The organism is Myxococcus sp. CA056, from assembly GCF_013336715.1.
Classification (GTDB): domain Bacteria; phylum Myxococcota; class Myxococcia; order Myxococcales; family Myxococcaceae; genus Myxococcus; species Myxococcus llanfairpwllgwyngyllgogerychwyrndrobwllllantysiliogogogochensis.
Window position 1 is genome coordinate 83,111 of sequence record NZ_JABUMT010000023.1, and the last position, 15,831, is coordinate 98,941.

Consider the following 15,831-nt stretch of genomic DNA (forward strand, 5'->3'; position numbering starts at 1 on the left):
CCTGGAGCCCCTCCATGCACTCCGCGACGCAGGCAGAGATCGACGAGTCCCATGCGCAATTTCGAGGCGCGTGGAGGAGGATGGCGCTGGCGGGACGCGCGGGTGAGGTTGTCGAGCGTCCCGAAATCTACATCGCCGCGAGCCACGTCTCGTGGGCCCTGATGAACGCATCCTTCCTGCGCGCCCCCGCGGAGACGGAGCAGGCCCTGGCGACCTCCGTCGCCTCCGCGGCGCGCTACTTCTCCACGGGCAAGCACGCTTGGACGTTCGTCGTGTCCGACGACTGGCTCGCGCCCCAGGTGCGTGAGCGGGCTGAGTCCATCCTCGCCTGGTATAAGCTCAAGCCACTCGCCGTCATCACCGGCATGGTGGCGGACGGGCTCGCGGAGCCCACGCATCCCCTGCCCTCTCTCGAGTTCCGCCCCGTGCAAGACACCTGGGGCCGACAGGCCGTGGCGGACATCAACGCCCAGTCATACGACGCGTCTCGCGAGACGGGCCGTGAGGCGTTCGACATGGAGGCCCTCTACGGGCCGGACTCCCGAGGCTTCGTGGCCTGCCGAGGCGACGCCCCCGCCAGCAGCACCGTGGTGATGCGCGTGGACGACGTCGCATACATCGCGCTCGTGGCGACGTCGCCCGAGCACCGCCGGGTCGGCGCGGCCGAAGTCGTCATGCGACGCGCGCTTCAGGAGGCTCGCGACGCCTGGGGCATCCAGCGCACCGTGCTCCACGCCACCGAGGCAGGCCTGCCGCTCTACCTCCGCATGGGTTATCGGCCCGTGACGCGCTTCCGCGTCTACAAGGCCCCGCCTCCCGGGACGACCTGAAGCCGCGACTCACTCCGCCGACTCGACCGTCTCCGCGGAGATGACGCCCTGTTCGATGGCGAGCGCCCGCAGCCGCGCCTTCACGCGCTGGAACTGCTGGCGCAGCGCCGCGGCCCGCCGGTTCAGCGCCTCGCGCGTCAGCGGCTCGTCGGACTCCACCATGACACGCGCGATCTCCGTCCAGGGCTGACGCTGGTCCACGCGCAGCATCAACAACATCCGCTCCTGCGGCTCCAGTTGTTCCCGCAGCGCGCGGAAGCGCTCCTTCACGGCGGTGCGCTGCCAGGGGTGCGTGTCCGTGCGGTGCCGCTGGGGCTCGTTCGCCGCGGGCTCGCTCACCGGCTGTTCCCGCAGCGACGGCGAGTGGAGCTGGTGGTAGCAGGCATTGCGCGCCAGCCGGTATGCCCATGTCCGGAAGGAGCTCTCCCAACGAAAGCCCGGCAACCCCTTGACCAGGTTCTCGCTGAACAGCCCGAACGCGTCCTTCGCCAGCTCGGGGTGATGCAGTACGGACGCCATCAATCGTCGCAGCTCTGGCCCATACGTGCGCATGGCCAGCTCCACCGCCTTGCCGTACTCGCCGCGAGTGCAGAGCACGTGGAGCACCTCCTCCGCCTGCTCACGGGGCACCGCCACCTCCGCGCCCGAGACTCCCCCTGGCTCGACGTTCATGGACATCATCACGTCACGCTCCTGCTGTGGACCTGCCGGGAGGAGTCACCCCCTCGGTCCTGTGACGACGTCGTCTCACGGCCCAGGCGCGGGCTCCTCCGCTTGAAGGTCCCGCAGGGGAGGAAGCTCCAGGAGCGGATGGCCCAGCCTTCTCTCCCGCACCAGCCGTCCGTACCCCAGCGCCCCCTGCGTCTCCGCGACGCGCAACGCGTGCGCCCGAGCGAGCAGGGCCTCGTCCTCGCGCCCCATCATGGACAGCGCCTCCGCTTCCAGGCCCCGCAGCACCACCTCGTAGGAGCGCTCGCCCGTCGACCCCGCCTCCCCCAACGCCTCGTGCAGTGAGTCGAGCGCCTGGCGCTTCTGACCGAGGAGCAGCTGGATTTCAGCCAGCATCCCCAGGTTGTGGGGCAGCCCCGCCTTGAAGCCAGAGCGTCGCCAGTGCCCGAGCGCCGCCTGCATCAGCGCCAGTCCTTCACGCGCATTGCCCAGGAGCGCCTGCGCCCAGGCGCGGATGAGCGTGGACCAGCCCAACCACAGCCGGAAGTGGTGCTCGCGGGAGAGCGCGATGTTCCTGTCACACAGCTCCAGGGCCTCGCGCGGCTCGCGGCGAAGCTGGGCCGCCAGGGCCGCGTACAACAACGCGAACGCGGAGGTGTTCGCATGGCCGATGTCCATCGCCAGCCGCAGCCCCTGTCGCGCGTGCTCGCGGGAAGCGTCGGGGGCGTCCATCACCGCGTGCAGCACCGCCGCGTAGGCCAGCGCCGCCACGCGCGGATTGACCCAGTGCTTCACGGCCAGCATCTGATGCCGCTCCAGCTCGAAGTCCGAGAACGTCAGCGCCAGCTCCACATTCTCCAGCGCTGAAGCCAGCCGCCCCCACGTGAAGAAGTCCGTGGCTCGCATCCGGTAACCCAGGGCCAGCAACTCTCGCTGCCCATGCCGTTTGCCCAGGCGCACCAGTCGCTCCGCGACCTCGTGGGCCTCGTCCCAGTGCGCCCGCGCGAAGGCGTGCGCGAAGGCCACCCAGTGCGGCGGTTCCAGTCGCGGCAGGTCATCCTCCAGCTCGCGCATCAGGAAGCGGACCCGCGCATGGACGGACTCGACCTCCGGCGACGAGTACCCCTGCACCTGGACCAGTGACAGCGCGAGGCCGAGCAGCAGCCGCAGCTCCTCGCCATCCAGCGTGCGCGACGGGCGCTGCGCGCGAAGCAGCGACAGGGCCTGCCGCAAGTGGCTGATGGCCTCCACGTTGGCCATGCGCCGGCTCGCCATCTCTCCGGCTCGCGCCCACCACCGGATGGCCGCCTCGGCCTGACCCGACTCGGTGTAGTGCCACGCCAACAGCTCCGGCTGGGCCTCGGTCACCTCCGGGAACTGCTCCGCCAGCACGCGGGCCACGCGACGGTGATACTGCCGCCGCGCCTTCCGCGGCAGCGAATCCGCCGCCGCGTCCTGGATGAGCGCGTGCCGGAATCCGTAGCTCGGCTCCACTGTCTCGGCCGGCTGCAACAGCCCCTCGGCCACCAGCCCGGAGAGGTCCGCGCGAAGCGAGGTCTCCGTCCGTCCCGACAGCGCCGCCAGCAACGCATGGGAGAAGCTGCGCCCCACCACCGCGCAGAGCTGCGCCAGCTCCTTCTGCGAACCGGGCAGCCTGTCCAATCGTGTGAGGAGCAGCTCGCGCAGCGACACGGGCACCTCCACCGATGCGGACTCGCCCCCTCGGGGCTCCTCCACCACCCGACGCGTCAGCTCCTCGGTGAAGAGGGGGATGCCGTCGGTGCGGCGCACCAGTTGGGCGACGAGCTCCGACGAGAGCGGCCTGTCCCCCGCGGCCTTCCGCACCAGCTCGCCCGCAACCGGGGGCGGCAGCCGCTCCAGGGCCAGGCGTTGGACCCTCGCATCGTCGCCCCAGGGCGGAGGCAGCGCGACACGCGACGTGAGCAACATGCAGACGCGCAGCTCCGGCAGCCGCTCCAGAAGGAAGCCCAGCAATTGCAACGAGGACGGGTCCGCCCAGTGCAGGTCCTCGACCTCGAGCAACACCGGGCGTTGCTCGGCCAGTCGCGCCAGCAGGTGCGCCAGTGCATCCAGCGTCTCCTGCTTGAGTCGCTCGGGGGCGTAGCGCAGGTGCGGCGCGCCCTCGTCACCTGAGAGCCCCACCAGCCCCGACAACAACTGCGTGCGCCCAGCGCCCAACCCGAGCACGCCCAGGCCCGCCTCCAGCTTCGCCCGGTGCTCCTTCGGCGTGCCCTCGGCGTCGAGTTGGAGCATGCGGCGCAACAAGTCGATGACCGGCGCGAACGCACTGGTGGTCGACTGGGGCCAGCACTGGCCCCGGAGCAGGTGGGCCATGAAGGGCGGCACGCGCTCGCGCACCTCGCGCACCAGGCGGGACTTGCCAATGCCCGCCTCTCCCGTGACGAGCACACACGACCCTCGGCCCGCTCGCGCCTCCTCCCATTGCTCCAGGAGGAACTGGAGCTCTCCCTTGCGTCCCACCAGCGGTGTGAGGGAGCGCGACACGAGTCCCCGGTCGAAACGACTGGTGACGCGCCGAGGCTGCACCAGCCGATACGGCGTCACATCTCGCACGCCCGACAGCCCGGTGAATCGCAGCGGCGGCATGGCTTGCGTCACGAAGGCCCCGCGCGTCAGCGCATCCGTCGAGTCGCTGATCCACACCGTCCCCGGCGTGGCCTGTCGCGCCAGCCAGGCGGCCACGCGGGGCGCCTCACCCTGGATGGAAGCGTCGTCCAGCACCACCGTGTCCGTGTGCACGCCCACCGTCACGGTCAGCTTCCGCTCCGGGAGCGACGCCAGGGACTCCTGGAGCGTCGGCGCCACGGTGGCGGCGAGTCGCAGCGCCGCGCGCAGGGCCCGCTCGGAGTCGTCCTCTCTCGCCACGGGATGACCAAAGCAACCCAGCACCTCTTCCCCGACGCACAGCACGACCGTGCCCCCCTGCTGCCTCAGCACCTCCGAGCAGCTCCTATGGAAGGCAGCCTCCAACTCGCCCAGGTCCTCCGCGTCCAGCCGCCCGGCCAGCCCGGCCAGGTCCGCGAGGCGACAAGCGACCAGCGTCACCTGTCGTCGCTGCGGGGCCCGGACTCGCCTCGGCTCGCGTCGCGGAGCCAGGCCCTCTTCCACCTCGCGCAGCCGCTCGCGCAGCTCCGTCGCCGAGCGGAGCCGGGCCTCGGGCGCCTTGGCCAGCAGCTCGGCCAGGAGCCCCTCCACCGGCTCCGGCACATCGGGCTCTCGCTCACGCACCGCCGGCACCGGGCCCTGCGACGTCACCCGCTCGCGAATCGATTCGGGGGTGCCCAGGAAGGGTGGCTCACCGGCGAGCATCTCGTAGAGCAGCACGCCGGCGGCCCATAAATCCGTCCGGGAATCCTGCGCCTCGCCGCGCCATTGCTCGGGCGCCATGTACGGCGGCGTGCCGGCGGTGGAGAGCGTCACGTCGGGCGCGGCGCTCGCGGCCACCAGCCAGGACAAGCCGAAGTCGAGGATCTTCACCACGCCCGAGCGCGTGATGAACACGTTGCTCGGCTTGAGGTCGCGGTGGACGATGTGCCGCTCGTGCGCGTGAGCCAGCCCCGAGGCCACCGCGTCCAGGATCTCCATCGCCCGCCGGTGCCCCGGACGACCGCGCCGCAACAGGGAGGACAGGGACTCGCCCTCCAGGCACTCCATGACCAGGAAGGGAACCGGCGGCTCCGTCGGCCCACTGCTCCAGAGGTCCACGTTGAAGATGCGGACGATGTGCTCGTGGTCCAGCTGCGCGATGGCCCTCCCCTCCTGACGGAGCAGGGAGATCATCGGCGCCTCCGCGATGGACTCGTGCGGGACGAGGAACTTCAGGGCCACGGGCCGCTGGAGTTCCGAGTCGAGCGCGCGGAAGACCTGCCCCATGGCGCCGCCCCCCAGCTCCTCCAGCACCTCGTAGCGCTTCCCATCCCGGTCGCCGACTCGCATCCCAGGGACAGGCAGCCGAGGGGGCACGGACGCCCGCGCCACCTCCCGGAGAAAGGCGTCGTCGAAGTCCCCGTCCTCGATTGCGTCCGGCCCGTGCTCCAGCACGGAATCAGTACATCGCTCCTCGTCCTGGCCGCTCTCAGGCATCACCGAGTCCCCCGGATGTCTCCGCGCCCGTTGTCCTCTCCTGCCCCCAAACCCCAGGCGTGCCACGCGGCTCCTGCCTGCCCATGAACCGTCGGGTGGGACAAGCGGGCGCAGCCCCTGGTCCCACTCTGGTTCCCACCCGCCCGGGCCAGCGTCACCTCATCGGAAGCAGCCCACGCAACGGGGAAGGTGTGAATGCACCATGGCACATCGACCGTCATCACCCGCGTCCTCCAAGGCAAGCGCGAGGCACTGGATGACTTGCTGAGCTCGGCCGCCAACGCGCGGCGTGAGCTCTTCGCGGGAGTGCCCGGTCTGCACTTCGCGCGCTGGGCCCTCATTGACCTGGGGCCTCGGACCTCCGGAATGGGCCCCGCCGACCCCAGGCTCATCTTCGGCGCGGATGCCGTCCTCGACACGCGAGCCACGAAGCCGGACGCGCTGGACCGCGAGTTGCTCCATGCCCTGGTCCGCTGGTTGACGACGCTCCACGAGCGCGGCGCCGACGCCGCCCACCTGTTCGACGCCATCTACCGGAACTGCGCGGGTTATCCCGAGGCGGGACTGGCCGAGCCCGAGGCCGTGGAGGACTACCTCGTGGGCCACCGCGCGCCCGCCGTCACCCGGCACGTGGACTTCGCCTACCGCTTCCAATCTCCCGAGGACCTGCGGGCCTCCGTGGATGCCCTGCGCGCGGTGAACACGCACCTGGACACGCGGGCACCGCTGCTCGCGGAGACGCCCTGGCGAGGACGCCCCCGGGACATGCCGGACCTGCACCACGAACTGAGGGACGTCGCACACGCCGCCGCGACGAACCTGGATGACCCGGGCTGGCGGGAGCGCCTGGCCACCGCGCGCGAATCGGCGGCGGTGTCCACGCTGGGCTACGCCTTCTATCGCTACGCCTGGGCGCTTCCCGGCATCTATCTGCTCAAGCTGCGAATGTGGCTGAGCGCGAGGAACCGGCCCGAGAGCGCGACCTCTTCGCAGGCGCATGCTTCGGAGTCCGCGCCCCCCATCCCTCCCATGAGCGACGCCATGGTGCAGAACCCCATGGTGCATGTCGCGCGCATCGTCGATGACCCGGGCGCGCTGGCCCTGGCGAGACTGGCGCTTCGCAGCGTGAACCTGCGCCTGCGACGGTACGTGGTGGGCCTCAACCACGTTCAGACCATCCACTGCGCGCGCTGGCTGGTGTACAGCGACGAGGACGGTCGGGGCCCGCACCACCTCATCTTCTTCAGCAACTACGACGACACCTGGGAGTCGTACATCGACGCGTTCGTCGACCACGCGGACGTGCGTGGCTTCCTGGAGCTCATCTGGAGTCGGACCGAAGGGTTCCCCGCGAAGTCGCGGGGCATCGACCCGACGATGCCCAAGCCGCGTCTGCCCGTGGAGCCGTTCAAGGCCTGGCTGCGCGCGCACGAGGTCCCCACGCGAGTCTGGTACAGCGCCGCGCTCGACGGGACTCCACGCCAACGTCACTCCGTCCTGCTGCTGCACAACGCGCTCCGCCTGCGTGAACTGCTCACGCGCGAGCGAATGGACCAACCCGTGAAGGACAGAGGCGCTCGCCGCGCCCTGGCCGCGTTCCTGTCCAGGGGCGCGTGCGACCCCGGCCGTCCGCTGCTGCGCCCCATGGCCCTCGCCATCCACTCGATGTCCGCGCTGCTCGCCTCGCTTCGACACGGGCGGCGAGAGCCCCGGAGGAAACACCATGAGAACTTCCGAGCCGAGCCTTCCCACGTCACCCCCATGGAGCACGCCCCCGCCTGAGCTTTCGACGCAGGTGGACCTTCATGATGTGCAGGGCGTGCTGCTGCATGGCTACCGGCACATGGGGGAACTCACCCTGCTCTTCCTTCGCATCGACGACGCTGACGGCTGTCGAAGGTGGCTGCGTGAGCTGACGAGCGATGGGACGCTGACCCAGGCGGACCGCACCGAGCACCCGAGCGACTCCACGCGTGACAAGACGCGCGTCAACGTGGCCCTGTCCCATGCGGGGCTCGTGGCGCTCGAAGTGCAGGAAGACGTCCTCGGCTCCTTTCCCCATGAGCTGCGCGAAGGCATGGCCCTCAGGGCCCGGGAGCACCTGCGCGACGTGGAGGAGAATGACCCGGACCGCTGGACACTCGGGGGGACGCGGCACGAAGGCGCGCTGCATGTCCTGCTGCTGCTCTATGCGTCGGACGCCGCGAACATGGAGCCGCTGCTTCGTGAACACCGCGAGCGGGCACAGCGCCACGGGCTGCGCGAAGTCTTCGCCCAGCGAGGCCAGCGACGCGCTCGCGAGGGAGATCCTCCGGGGTATTTCCGCGACCACTTCGGCTTCCTGGATGGCGTGTCGCAACCTCGTCTGGAGGGACTCGATGGCCCCACGGCGCACCCTCGCGACTACGACCGCCCCGTGAAGCGGGGAGAGTTCCTCCTGGGCCACGCCAATGAATACGGCGAGTGGCCCTTGTCACCGCACGTCGCGGAGCACCTGCCTGGCGCCAGCGCACTGCCTCCCGTCCCGGGCCTTCCGGGCCGAAGGGACCTGGGACACAACGGGACCTTCCTCGTCCTGCGCAAGCTGGAGCAGGACGTGCCGGCCTTCGAGTCCTTCCTGGACGAACAGGCCTCGCTCGCACCGGAAGGAAGCCCCGAGGAGCGACGGGAGTGGGTGGCCTCGAAGCTGGTGGGGCGAAAGCGCGACGGTGCTCCTCTCGCCGCGCCGCGACGACATCGATTGCTGCGCAGACTGCTTCCCTTCCTGTTCCAGAAGGACGGCACACCCGCGCGCGCGAGCGGCACTGGACGGCCCCAGCCCGACAACGACTTCCTCTATGCGCGGGATGATCCTCACGGGTACGGCTGCCCCATCACCGCTCACACGCGGCGATGCAACCCTCGCGACGCACTGCCTCCCTCGCCTCACGTGTCGAGCGACGTCACGCGGCGCCATCGACTCCTGCGGCGCGGATTCAACTACGAGGACCCGGAGGGCAAGGGACTCCTGTTCATCGCCCTCAACGCGCACGTGGGCCGTCAGTTCGAACTTGTCCAGCGAAGCTGGGTGCACTTCGAACAGCTCGGAGGCATTGAGGGCGTTGAGGACCCACTCGCCGGAGACGGCGGCGGACGCCTGGTCATCCCCGCGGAGCCAGTCCGGCAATGCGCGACATCTCTGCGAAAATTCGTGACTACCCGGGGAGGCGGGTACTTTTTTCTGCCGAGCCTGAAAGCGCTCTCGTTCCTGGGCATGAAAGAGCGCGCGGCGGATGACGGAAGAGGGGTCCCCCGCTCGTGAAACCGCGTGGCTGTGGCAGACTTGTTCCTCAGGGGGTTCGACGGATCCATGAGGCGCGGCAGCACACGGGAGTCCGCAAATGGCGACGTGGAATGACCTCATCCAGGCGACGCCCCGGCAGGTGGGCGGCAAGTTCCAGGATGAAGGTTCGGTGGCGCTGCTGGAGGCGCTGCTGGGGACGGAGGGGGAGCAGTTGGTCCTCTTGGGCCATCTGCATCGGGAACCGCATCTGCTGAGGGAGGGGGCTTTTCACCAAGGCCGGATCCACCTGGAGACAGCGACGCGGCCCGAGTGCACCCGCGAGGCGCAGCTCGAGCTGCTCAAGTCCGCGAGTCACTGCTTCACGGAGGCGCTGGGCGCCGAGCGGGACACCGCGCGCGTCTCGTTGATCTCCCTGCACCTGGGGGTCTGCCGGTTGCTGCTGGGCAGTCCGAAGGACGCCAGGGAGTGGGCGGCGATGGCGAACCAGGCGGCGGTGGAGACGCTGAAGGACATCCTCACGGAGGCGACGGGTGAGCAGGGCTTCACGCGCAACCGCTACCTCGGGGGCGTGCTGAACTTCGTCATCTTCTTCACCAGCTCGGCGACGTTGGGCGCGGGCTACCTCGTCTGGGACCGCGTGATGAGCAAGCGGGCCGACAAGGTGCTGCGCCGGGCGCTGGCGCGCATGGAGCCGCTGGCTGGCTACATCGACTCGATTCGGGAGATGCGGCTGCGGCTGGGCGAGGCGGCCTCCAACGTGCCGCGCTATGTGGTGACGCACGCCGTGGACGACAGCCAATGCCTGTCACGCATCACCATCCGCGCCCTGGTGGGTGAAGGCGAGTCCGTGGACTTCAACGGACGAGAGACACGGCGGGTGTCGCGCACGGGGTCTGAGCGGATCACGACGGTCATCCGCTGAGCGTCGGGCGTCGCATGCATCGGTTGTGATGTGAACCGGTGCGACAGAACGAAGCATGGAACGTTGGAGAGGTACGGGACGTACCAATCCTACCCGCTCGAGGAATCTCCATGCCCGCTCACCGTGCTCCCCTCCTTTCCGCTCTATTGCTCGTCGCGATCTCCGGCTGTGTCCCTGGCCTCGCGACCTCCAACCCGACCTACTTCACCGGAGGGAAATGGAGCGCGCTGGACAAACCCTACGCGCTCACACCGCTGCTCGCGTGTGCCGAGTCGGCGGACAACAACGACAAGGTCATCCAAAACATCGAGGACTACGTCGCACCGGCGCTCTGGAGCGCCTACGGCCAGGACGTCTCCACCGCGAAGGTGAAGCGCTTGAAGGGGGACAGCGAGTGGTGCGAGGCCCTCCCGAACATCGCCACCGACAAGTTCACCGTCCCGCCGAGGATGAAGCAGGACCTTGCCCGGTACGTGAAGGAGGCCGGCGCCAAGGGCATCATCATCCCGGTCGCGACCCTCTATCGCTCCCCCATCCAACGGGAGCTCCGGACCGAGGACGGGACGCCGTTCGCGAGCGTGGATACGGATCGCTTCATCGCCGACGGCACCGCGCTCTTCTATGTGCACTACATCAACGAGAGCGGAGAGCTGCTCCACACCGAGCGCGCGGGCAGCGGCGGCGACGGAGACTTCAATGATCGGCTCAAGTACATGCGTGACAGCGCGGCGGCGGTCGCCAAGAGGCTGACGCAGGGAGCGCCGCCGGTCGACTTCCAGTAGCGCCAAGCCTGGTCAATGCCACGGAATCGTCGATGAGCCGTGCCGAGACCATCATAGACAAGCGCTCAAGGCAGACCACTCCGGCCGCACCGTGCGAACTGTTCGACGTGCTGCTGGAGTTCGCCATCTCGCGCGGCATCTCGCCCAGGGCGAATAGCCAGACACTCGCGCGCGGGGACGCGTTCGTCAGCGAGAGCTCCTCGGATTGAAACGACGGGCCGAGCATGGCGTTCCTCATCCACGAGGACACCGCACCCGGCCCCACGGCGAATCCCCCCTCGCGCGCTCGACTACGGCGCGGGAGTGGACACCACGCACAGATGATACGAACCCGAGCGAACGCCACCCTTGAGGTCTCGCGCCGTCATCGTGACACTGCAGTTGTTGCAAGCGCCTGTGGGGACCGCCGACGGCGTGAAGTTCGACGACTGGCCCGTGGGCGAAGAGAACGTCCCCGCGCAGGACGACGTCCACTGATACAGCACCGTCCCCAGGTCCGGGTCATGGACGTTGGCGCTCACCGCCGTGCTCTGGCCCAGCACCACCCTGCCCTCGCTCGCGGTCACCAAGAGGATGAGCGGCGGCGTGTTGAAGCTCACCTGGATGGTGGCGCTGCCGCCCACCTCCAGCTCCTCCGTGACCTCCACCGTCACTCGAGCCCGGCTGATGCCGTTGCGCTGATCTCTCACCGTCAGCGTCAGCGTGACGGTCTGCGCGGACGAGGGCGCCGTCCACGTGGGGTTCGCGATGGTCGCGCTGCTCAGCGTTCCCGCGGAAGCGCTCCAGGAATACGACACCAGGTCGTTCGGTACCGGGTCATGCGCCGTCGCGCCCAGGGTGAGCTGCCCACCGGCCTCCACCGTCGTGCCTGACACCGTCACCGAGTCGATGATGGGCGCATCGTTGTCCGTGTAGTGCCCCAACGTCATGTCATGGAGCGTGACGGCCACGAGCGCCGTCTCGCCTTCCACGATGGTGACCTCCGTCGCCTGCCCCTGGTACTGGAGCGAGTTGTTCGAGGCGTAGGCGGAGACCACGACGACCCGATTCGTCCCAGCGGGAATGCCAGCGATGGTGCCGCCCCAGGTGCTGCCCGTCTTCACCAGGTCCTGCTGGATGTCGGAAATGCCCAGGCCGGAGATGACCACCTGGATGCGAGTGACGCTGGACTCGCTCGCCGCGAACTCCTGCGTCCCGATGACCATCTGTACCGCCCCCGAGCCCGAGGGCAACTCCTCACCACAGCCAGCGACGAGCGCCAGCAACAACCCGACGACGGGAAGACGATTCAAAAGGTGCATGACTGTTCCCCTCTCGCGCGAAAGCGAAGATTCGCTGATGTGGCGCGAGGACTTCGGGGCCCATCAAATATAAGACAACCCATACATCCAACTGGGGCAGGTCCGACACCTTCGCGAAGGGTTTGCGCCCTTCGGGTGACTCAGAAAGCTGCATTCCCTAGGCACCGAGCGGGTCATTCCAGAGGCCCCGGAGTGCCCGAGCCATCACCTCCCGGTGTTTCACGCGCCCGGCAAACCACGGGATTCCTGTCCGTGGACATACACACAGGGAGTGCGCCGGCACCCACCCTCGTGCTAGAGACATCGGCCGAACCGTCCACCTGGGAGTCTCTCTCCATGACCTCGGCTGTCCGAAACGTCCTCGCCCTCGCCCTGTTCTTCGCCTCCACGTCCGCCGTCGCCATCGAGCAGTGGGCCGACGGCCGCGCGGTGCTCCACTCCTGTGTCTACGCCAGCTCCTATGAGGCGGAGATCCGGATGTCGTACCGGAACTACACGCTGCCCTGGGGCACGTCCGTGTATCTCATCCACGGCTGGGGCGGGCTCGACAACGGCGTCGCCATCGAGTGGGACAACACGCAGACGGTCGCCGCCCCCGCGTCCGCCCCGTGGACGTGGACCGTGACGGTCCGGAACACCATCTCCAACCGCACCACCCCCAAGTGGTACGAGCACTTCGACTACGTCTGGAAGGTCGTCCTCCCGAACGGCACCGAGTTCTACGAGAAGGGCAACGGCTCCACCTACGGCTATTACTCCGCCAACCTCCTGGACATCACCAACCGCCCCTGCACGTCGAACGGCACGTTCATCGGCACTCCGTTCGCGCTGACCATCACTTCCATCGAGAAGTGGTAGTCCGTCTGGCTTCGCCGCGACACCTCCGGGCACGGCTGCTGTTGTGGGCCGCCGTGCTCGGCTGTACCTCGAAGCCCCCGCCGTATGCGCTGGATTGCGCGCTACCCACCGGGGACGTCGAGTCCCACTGCACCCGCCTCGTCGAGCATCAGCAAGTCAATCGGCTCGAACTCACGGGCGCGCGCGAGCTGGTGCTCACCGCTCTGTCCGCGACGCGCACCACCACGCACCTGGTGGTGGATGCGACGCTCCAGGGTGGCTTTCGCAACCCCGCGGACCAGAACCTCTACCTGTTCCTGGGCGAGCCCACCGACGGCGCCCCCACGACGTATTCGCTGACGGCGGACCCGCAGTACGCCGCGGACCTGGGCTACCCGGTGCGCACCGCGCTGGAGCTGCCCCATCGACTGGACGTGCGCGTGGGCCTGATGGCGCCGCGCACGCAGGGCTATACGCCCCAGGTCTACGTGCGCGACACGGTCCGCGCGGACGCTGTGGGCCCCGACGCGGAGGTGCTCGTGCAGGTGGATGGCGCCCGGGTCCACGTGGAGGTGCCCCTGGAGCGCTACTACGCCCTCAAGGGTGTTCCCGTTCCTGACGCCCTCTCCGTCACCCTCGCCACCGCCCGCGACTACGTGGGCTTCGTGGACCATCTCACCGTCCCCTCCGTGGCCCCGGGTGACATGAGACTCGCCGCGACTCGCACCACGGAGCCCGTGCTCTACCCTTCGCTCAACGCGCGCGCCCACCGTTTCAAAGCTGTGACATTGCGCCGGGACGAGGCCGTCACCAGCGTCGAGCTGGAGATGGCTGCCCCCATCACCGACTGGGCCCAGACAAACCTCCAGTTCTTCTTCATCCCCCTGCCACCCACCGCACCACGCCAGGTCCTCCAGGACGCCGCGCACGCGGTGGACCTGCCCTATGCCTGGTCCTGGTATTGCGCCGTGTATTCCCCCCGCCGCGTCTTTTGCCGAGCCTCCGGGGGGCTCGACTTCTCCTACGACACCGCCTACGCCGAGCGCACCGAGCTGCCCACGCTCACCGGCGTCCGCTTCCGCGAGACGGCCCCGGGCCGCTACATCCTGGAGTCCCCCAACACCTCCGTGGGCGCGGGTCCCGAGGGCTTCGCGGTAATGCTGGCGGCGGGGCGAGATGGCTTCGCCCCCACCGCGTTCTACGGCAAGCCTCCACCCGCCAGATGACAGACAATCTCACGAGCTGAGTCCAAGCCACGTCCCCGGTATCCATGAAGCAAACACTCACCTCGCGCCCTGTCCTGTTCGTCGCGCTCGCCCTGGCGGCGCTTTACGGGGCGGTGCTCATCGTGACCCGGCTGGATGTCTTCAGCATCGACGTCGCCGGACATCTCGCCAGTGGAATGGCGGTGCGCCGAGGGTACTTCCACCAGTTCAACGACAGCGCCTTCCTGGGCTACGTCCAGAACCTCTTCTACCCGCCGCTCGAGGACCTGCTGTTGGGGGCGCTGCTCTGGCTTCCGCTGGAGCCCATCACCACCTTCAAGCTGTTCCTGTCACTGCTGGTGGCGGGCTACTTCGCGGGCGTGGGCGCCCTGGCGCTCCGCTTCGAGCGGCCAGCGGTCCGCTCGCTCTTCGTCCTCGCCTCGGTGCTGCTCTTCTACACGCACAAGGCGGAGGGCTTCGCGCAGGGACTCTGCTTCCTGGACCTGTTCCGGGTGGGCATCACCAGTCAGTTCCTCGGCGCGGTGTTCTTCTTCGCGGTGACCGCCGAGCTGTACGGAACGCCGCGCCCACTCCGAATGGCGTTGCTCCTGGCCGGAGTGGTCCTGTCACACCTCATCATGGGCCTGGCCGCGGGAGTGCTCGTGATCCTGTCGCTGCCTCGGATTGTCCGGGTGCCTCGGCTCATGGGGGCGCTGGTGCTCGGCGCGGGACTGAGCGCGTTCTTCTGGCTGCCCTTCCTCGCCTACCGGGGGTTGATGGTCAGCAACCGCGTCATGGTCGAACAGACGGGCTGGAGCGTCGCGCTCGCGTGCCTGCCCGTGGCGCTGTTCGGCTGGACGCGCGGCATGCGCCTGCTCGCGGCCGGCACCGTGACGCTGCTCCTGCCCTCCCTCTTCGCGCGTGTCTTCGAGGACGCCGCGTGGCTGCCCTCGCTCCACTACTACCGCTTCGACATCTGCGGCCTCGTGCTGGTCCCCGCCGTCGCGGCGGCGGTGCTGGACGCCCTGCCCGCGACGACGTCCCCGTGGAGAACCCGACTGGTGCGCAGCGCCGCGCTCGCGGCCCTGGGGCTCGTGACCTGGCTCTTTCCGCTGCGCTCGGGCCTCACGCTGCCGGACAGGATCGCGCAAGGAACTCGCTTCGAGCAGGAGGCCGCGCCCATTCCGGATGAGCGCTTCGGACGCCACTTCGTTCTGGAGTACCGACGGGCCTTCGACTTCGCGGTGGAGAGCTACCTGGGGGCGATGGACGAGGAGTTCAAAGGTCCCAAGGGCCTCTTCTGGGAGAGCAACACCGCCAACCACCTGGTCAGCTCGTACATGGCCACGCTCGTGGGGCGGCCCGTCATCCTCGACCACTTCTACTTCGGCAGCTTCACGTGCCCCTTCCAGCAGTGCGTGCTGGACCACTTCCTCGCGGACTTCAACGTCACCCGCTTCTCGGTGGACGCCCGGGTGCTGGCCGCGCGTCCCGTGGAACCGGGCACGCCGCTGGAGGCCATCACCGCCCGCGCCGCCTGCTACACGCGGACGCTCGAGCTGGGTGGGACCTCGCGCTTCCGGCTCGTGCCCGAGCCCTCGTTCTCGGTGAATGGCGCGCCCTTCCGCACCCTGCGAGTCGAACCTCGTGAAGACATCCCGGGCGGCCCCGCCCTCAACTCCGCCGTGGAAGTGTTTGCTCCGTCCGAGCTGATGCCCTTTGAGCGAGAGGAGCGGTTCTTCTACAACGCTTAGAGCCTCTATCAAATGTGAGGATAGAGGCTTCGGAAGAGCATGACGCAGCAGCCGAGGACGAGGAAGCCGAAGTGGACGTCGTCCCTGCGCTCGTCACGGACACGGAGCCGACGAAGTTGATTT

Annotated in this window: 12 protein-coding genes; 9 read left to right on the plus strand and 3 right to left on the minus strand. The window is 68.8% G+C overall.

Annotation, left to right across the window (positions count from 1 at the left end):
• Window positions 1–14: 14 nt before the first annotated feature.
• The gene (locus HUA76_RS43440) at window positions 15–830 is read left to right on the plus strand and encodes a GNAT family N-acetyltransferase (RefSeq protein ID WP_174464249.1); all 816 of its coding nucleotides are present in this window, start codon (window positions 15–17) and stop codon (window positions 828–830) included.
• Between the two features lie 9 nt (window positions 831–839).
• Here the strand turns inward: HUA76_RS43440 and HUA76_RS43445 are convergent, their stop codons facing one another.
• Together HUA76_RS43445 and HUA76_RS43450 are read right to left on the minus strand one after the other, a co-directional pair.
• A complete protein-coding gene (locus HUA76_RS43445) occupies window positions 840–1,511 on the minus strand; it encodes an RNA polymerase sigma factor (protein ID WP_254614888.1) in 672 nt (223 codons plus the stop codon).
• A gap of 66 nt (window positions 1,512–1,577) precedes the next feature.
• Complete coding sequence (locus tag HUA76_RS43450) at window positions 1,578–5,624, minus strand: protein kinase (protein ID WP_174464250.1); 4,047 nt, start codon at window positions 5,622–5,624, stop codon at window positions 1,578–1,580.
• Window positions 5,625–5,819: 195 nt separating this feature from the next.
• Between HUA76_RS43450 and HUA76_RS43455 the strand changes: the two genes are divergently transcribed.
• From HUA76_RS43455 to HUA76_RS43475, 5 genes are all read left to right on the plus strand, one after another.
• The gene (locus tag HUA76_RS43455) at window positions 5,820–7,406 is read left to right on the plus strand and encodes a hypothetical protein (protein ID WP_174464251.1); all 1,587 of its coding nucleotides are present in this window, start codon (window positions 5,820–5,822) and stop codon (window positions 7,404–7,406) included.
• A 13-nt stretch (window positions 7,407–7,419) separates the two neighbouring features.
• Window positions 7,420–8,925, plus strand: coding sequence for a Dyp-type peroxidase domain-containing protein (locus HUA76_RS43460; RefSeq protein ID WP_174464252.1), 1,506 nt, complete (start codon window positions 7,420–7,422; stop codon window positions 8,923–8,925).
• A gap of 79 nt (window positions 8,926–9,004) precedes the next feature.
• Complete coding sequence (locus HUA76_RS43465; RefSeq protein ID WP_174456674.1) at window positions 9,005–9,829, plus strand: hypothetical protein; 825 nt, start codon at window positions 9,005–9,007, stop codon at window positions 9,827–9,829.
• A 146-nt stretch (window positions 9,830–9,975) separates the two neighbouring features.
• Window positions 9,976–10,611 (plus strand): hypothetical protein, encoded by a 636-nt coding sequence (locus HUA76_RS43470; RefSeq protein ID WP_254614879.1) that lies wholly within the window; start codon window positions 9,976–9,978, stop codon window positions 10,609–10,611.
• Between the two features lie 32 nt (window positions 10,612–10,643).
• Complete coding sequence (locus tag HUA76_RS43475) at window positions 10,644–10,820, plus strand: hypothetical protein (protein WP_174464254.1); 177 nt, start codon at window positions 10,644–10,646, stop codon at window positions 10,818–10,820.
• Between the two features lie 81 nt (window positions 10,821–10,901).
• On the opposite strand, the gene HUA76_RS43480 is transcribed toward HUA76_RS43475, so the two are convergent.
• Window positions 10,902–11,912, minus strand: coding sequence for an Ig-like domain-containing protein (locus tag HUA76_RS43480; protein WP_174464255.1), 1,011 nt, complete (start codon window positions 11,910–11,912; stop codon window positions 10,902–10,904).
• 336 nt (window positions 11,913–12,248) lie between these two features.
• On the opposite strand from HUA76_RS43480, the gene HUA76_RS43485 reads away from it, so the two are divergent.
• The 3 genes from HUA76_RS43485 to HUA76_RS43495 are packed head-to-tail and all read left to right on the plus strand — an operon-like array spanning window position 12,249 to window position 15,708.
• Window positions 12,249–12,770: a hypothetical protein gene (locus HUA76_RS43485; protein ID WP_141643750.1), complete on the plus strand. Its 522-nt coding sequence runs from the start codon at window positions 12,249–12,251 to the stop codon at window positions 12,768–12,770.
• Complete coding sequence (locus HUA76_RS43490) at window positions 12,764–13,975, plus strand: hypothetical protein (protein WP_174464256.1); 1,212 nt, start codon at window positions 12,764–12,766, stop codon at window positions 13,973–13,975. Before HUA76_RS43485 ends, HUA76_RS43490 begins: the two co-directional genes overlap by 7 nt.
• Before the next feature lie 44 nt (window positions 13,976–14,019).
• The gene (locus tag HUA76_RS43495; protein WP_174464257.1) at window positions 14,020–15,708 is read left to right on the plus strand and encodes a hypothetical protein; all 1,689 of its coding nucleotides are present in this window, start codon (window positions 14,020–14,022) and stop codon (window positions 15,706–15,708) included.
• Window positions 15,709–15,831 lie beyond the last annotated feature (123 nt).

What these genes read in the sequence shown, in the direction of transcription:
- HUA76_RS43475 (WP_174464254.1), top strand. Translation starts at nt 10,644, where the DNA reads ATGAGCCGTGCCGAGACCATCATAGACAAGCGCTCAAGGCAGACCACT.
- HUA76_RS43465 (WP_174456674.1), top strand. Translation starts at nt 9,005, where the DNA reads ATGGCGACGTGGAATGACCTCATCCAGGCGACGCCCCGGCAGGTGGGC.
- HUA76_RS43450 (WP_174464250.1), bottom strand. Translation starts at nt 5,624, where the DNA reads ATGCCTGAGAGCGGCCAGGACGAGGAGCGATGTACTGATTCCGTGCTG.
- HUA76_RS43455 (WP_174464251.1), top strand. Translation starts at nt 5,820, where the DNA reads ATGCACCATGGCACATCGACCGTCATCACCCGCGTCCTCCAAGGCAAG.
- HUA76_RS43480 (WP_174464255.1), bottom strand. Translation starts at nt 11,912, where the DNA reads ATGCACCTTTTGAATCGTCTTCCCGTCGTCGGGTTGTTGCTGGCGCTC.
- HUA76_RS43440 (WP_174464249.1), top strand. Translation starts at nt 15, where the DNA reads ATGCACTCCGCGACGCAGGCAGAGATCGACGAGTCCCATGCGCAATTT.
- HUA76_RS43485 (WP_141643750.1), top strand. Translation starts at nt 12,249, where the DNA reads ATGACCTCGGCTGTCCGAAACGTCCTCGCCCTCGCCCTGTTCTTCGCC.
- HUA76_RS43495 (WP_174464257.1), top strand. Translation starts at nt 14,020, where the DNA reads ATGAAGCAAACACTCACCTCGCGCCCTGTCCTGTTCGTCGCGCTCGCC.
- HUA76_RS43445 (WP_254614888.1), bottom strand. Translation starts at nt 1,511, where the DNA reads ATGATGTCCATGAACGTCGAGCCAGGGGGAGTCTCGGGCGCGGAGGTG.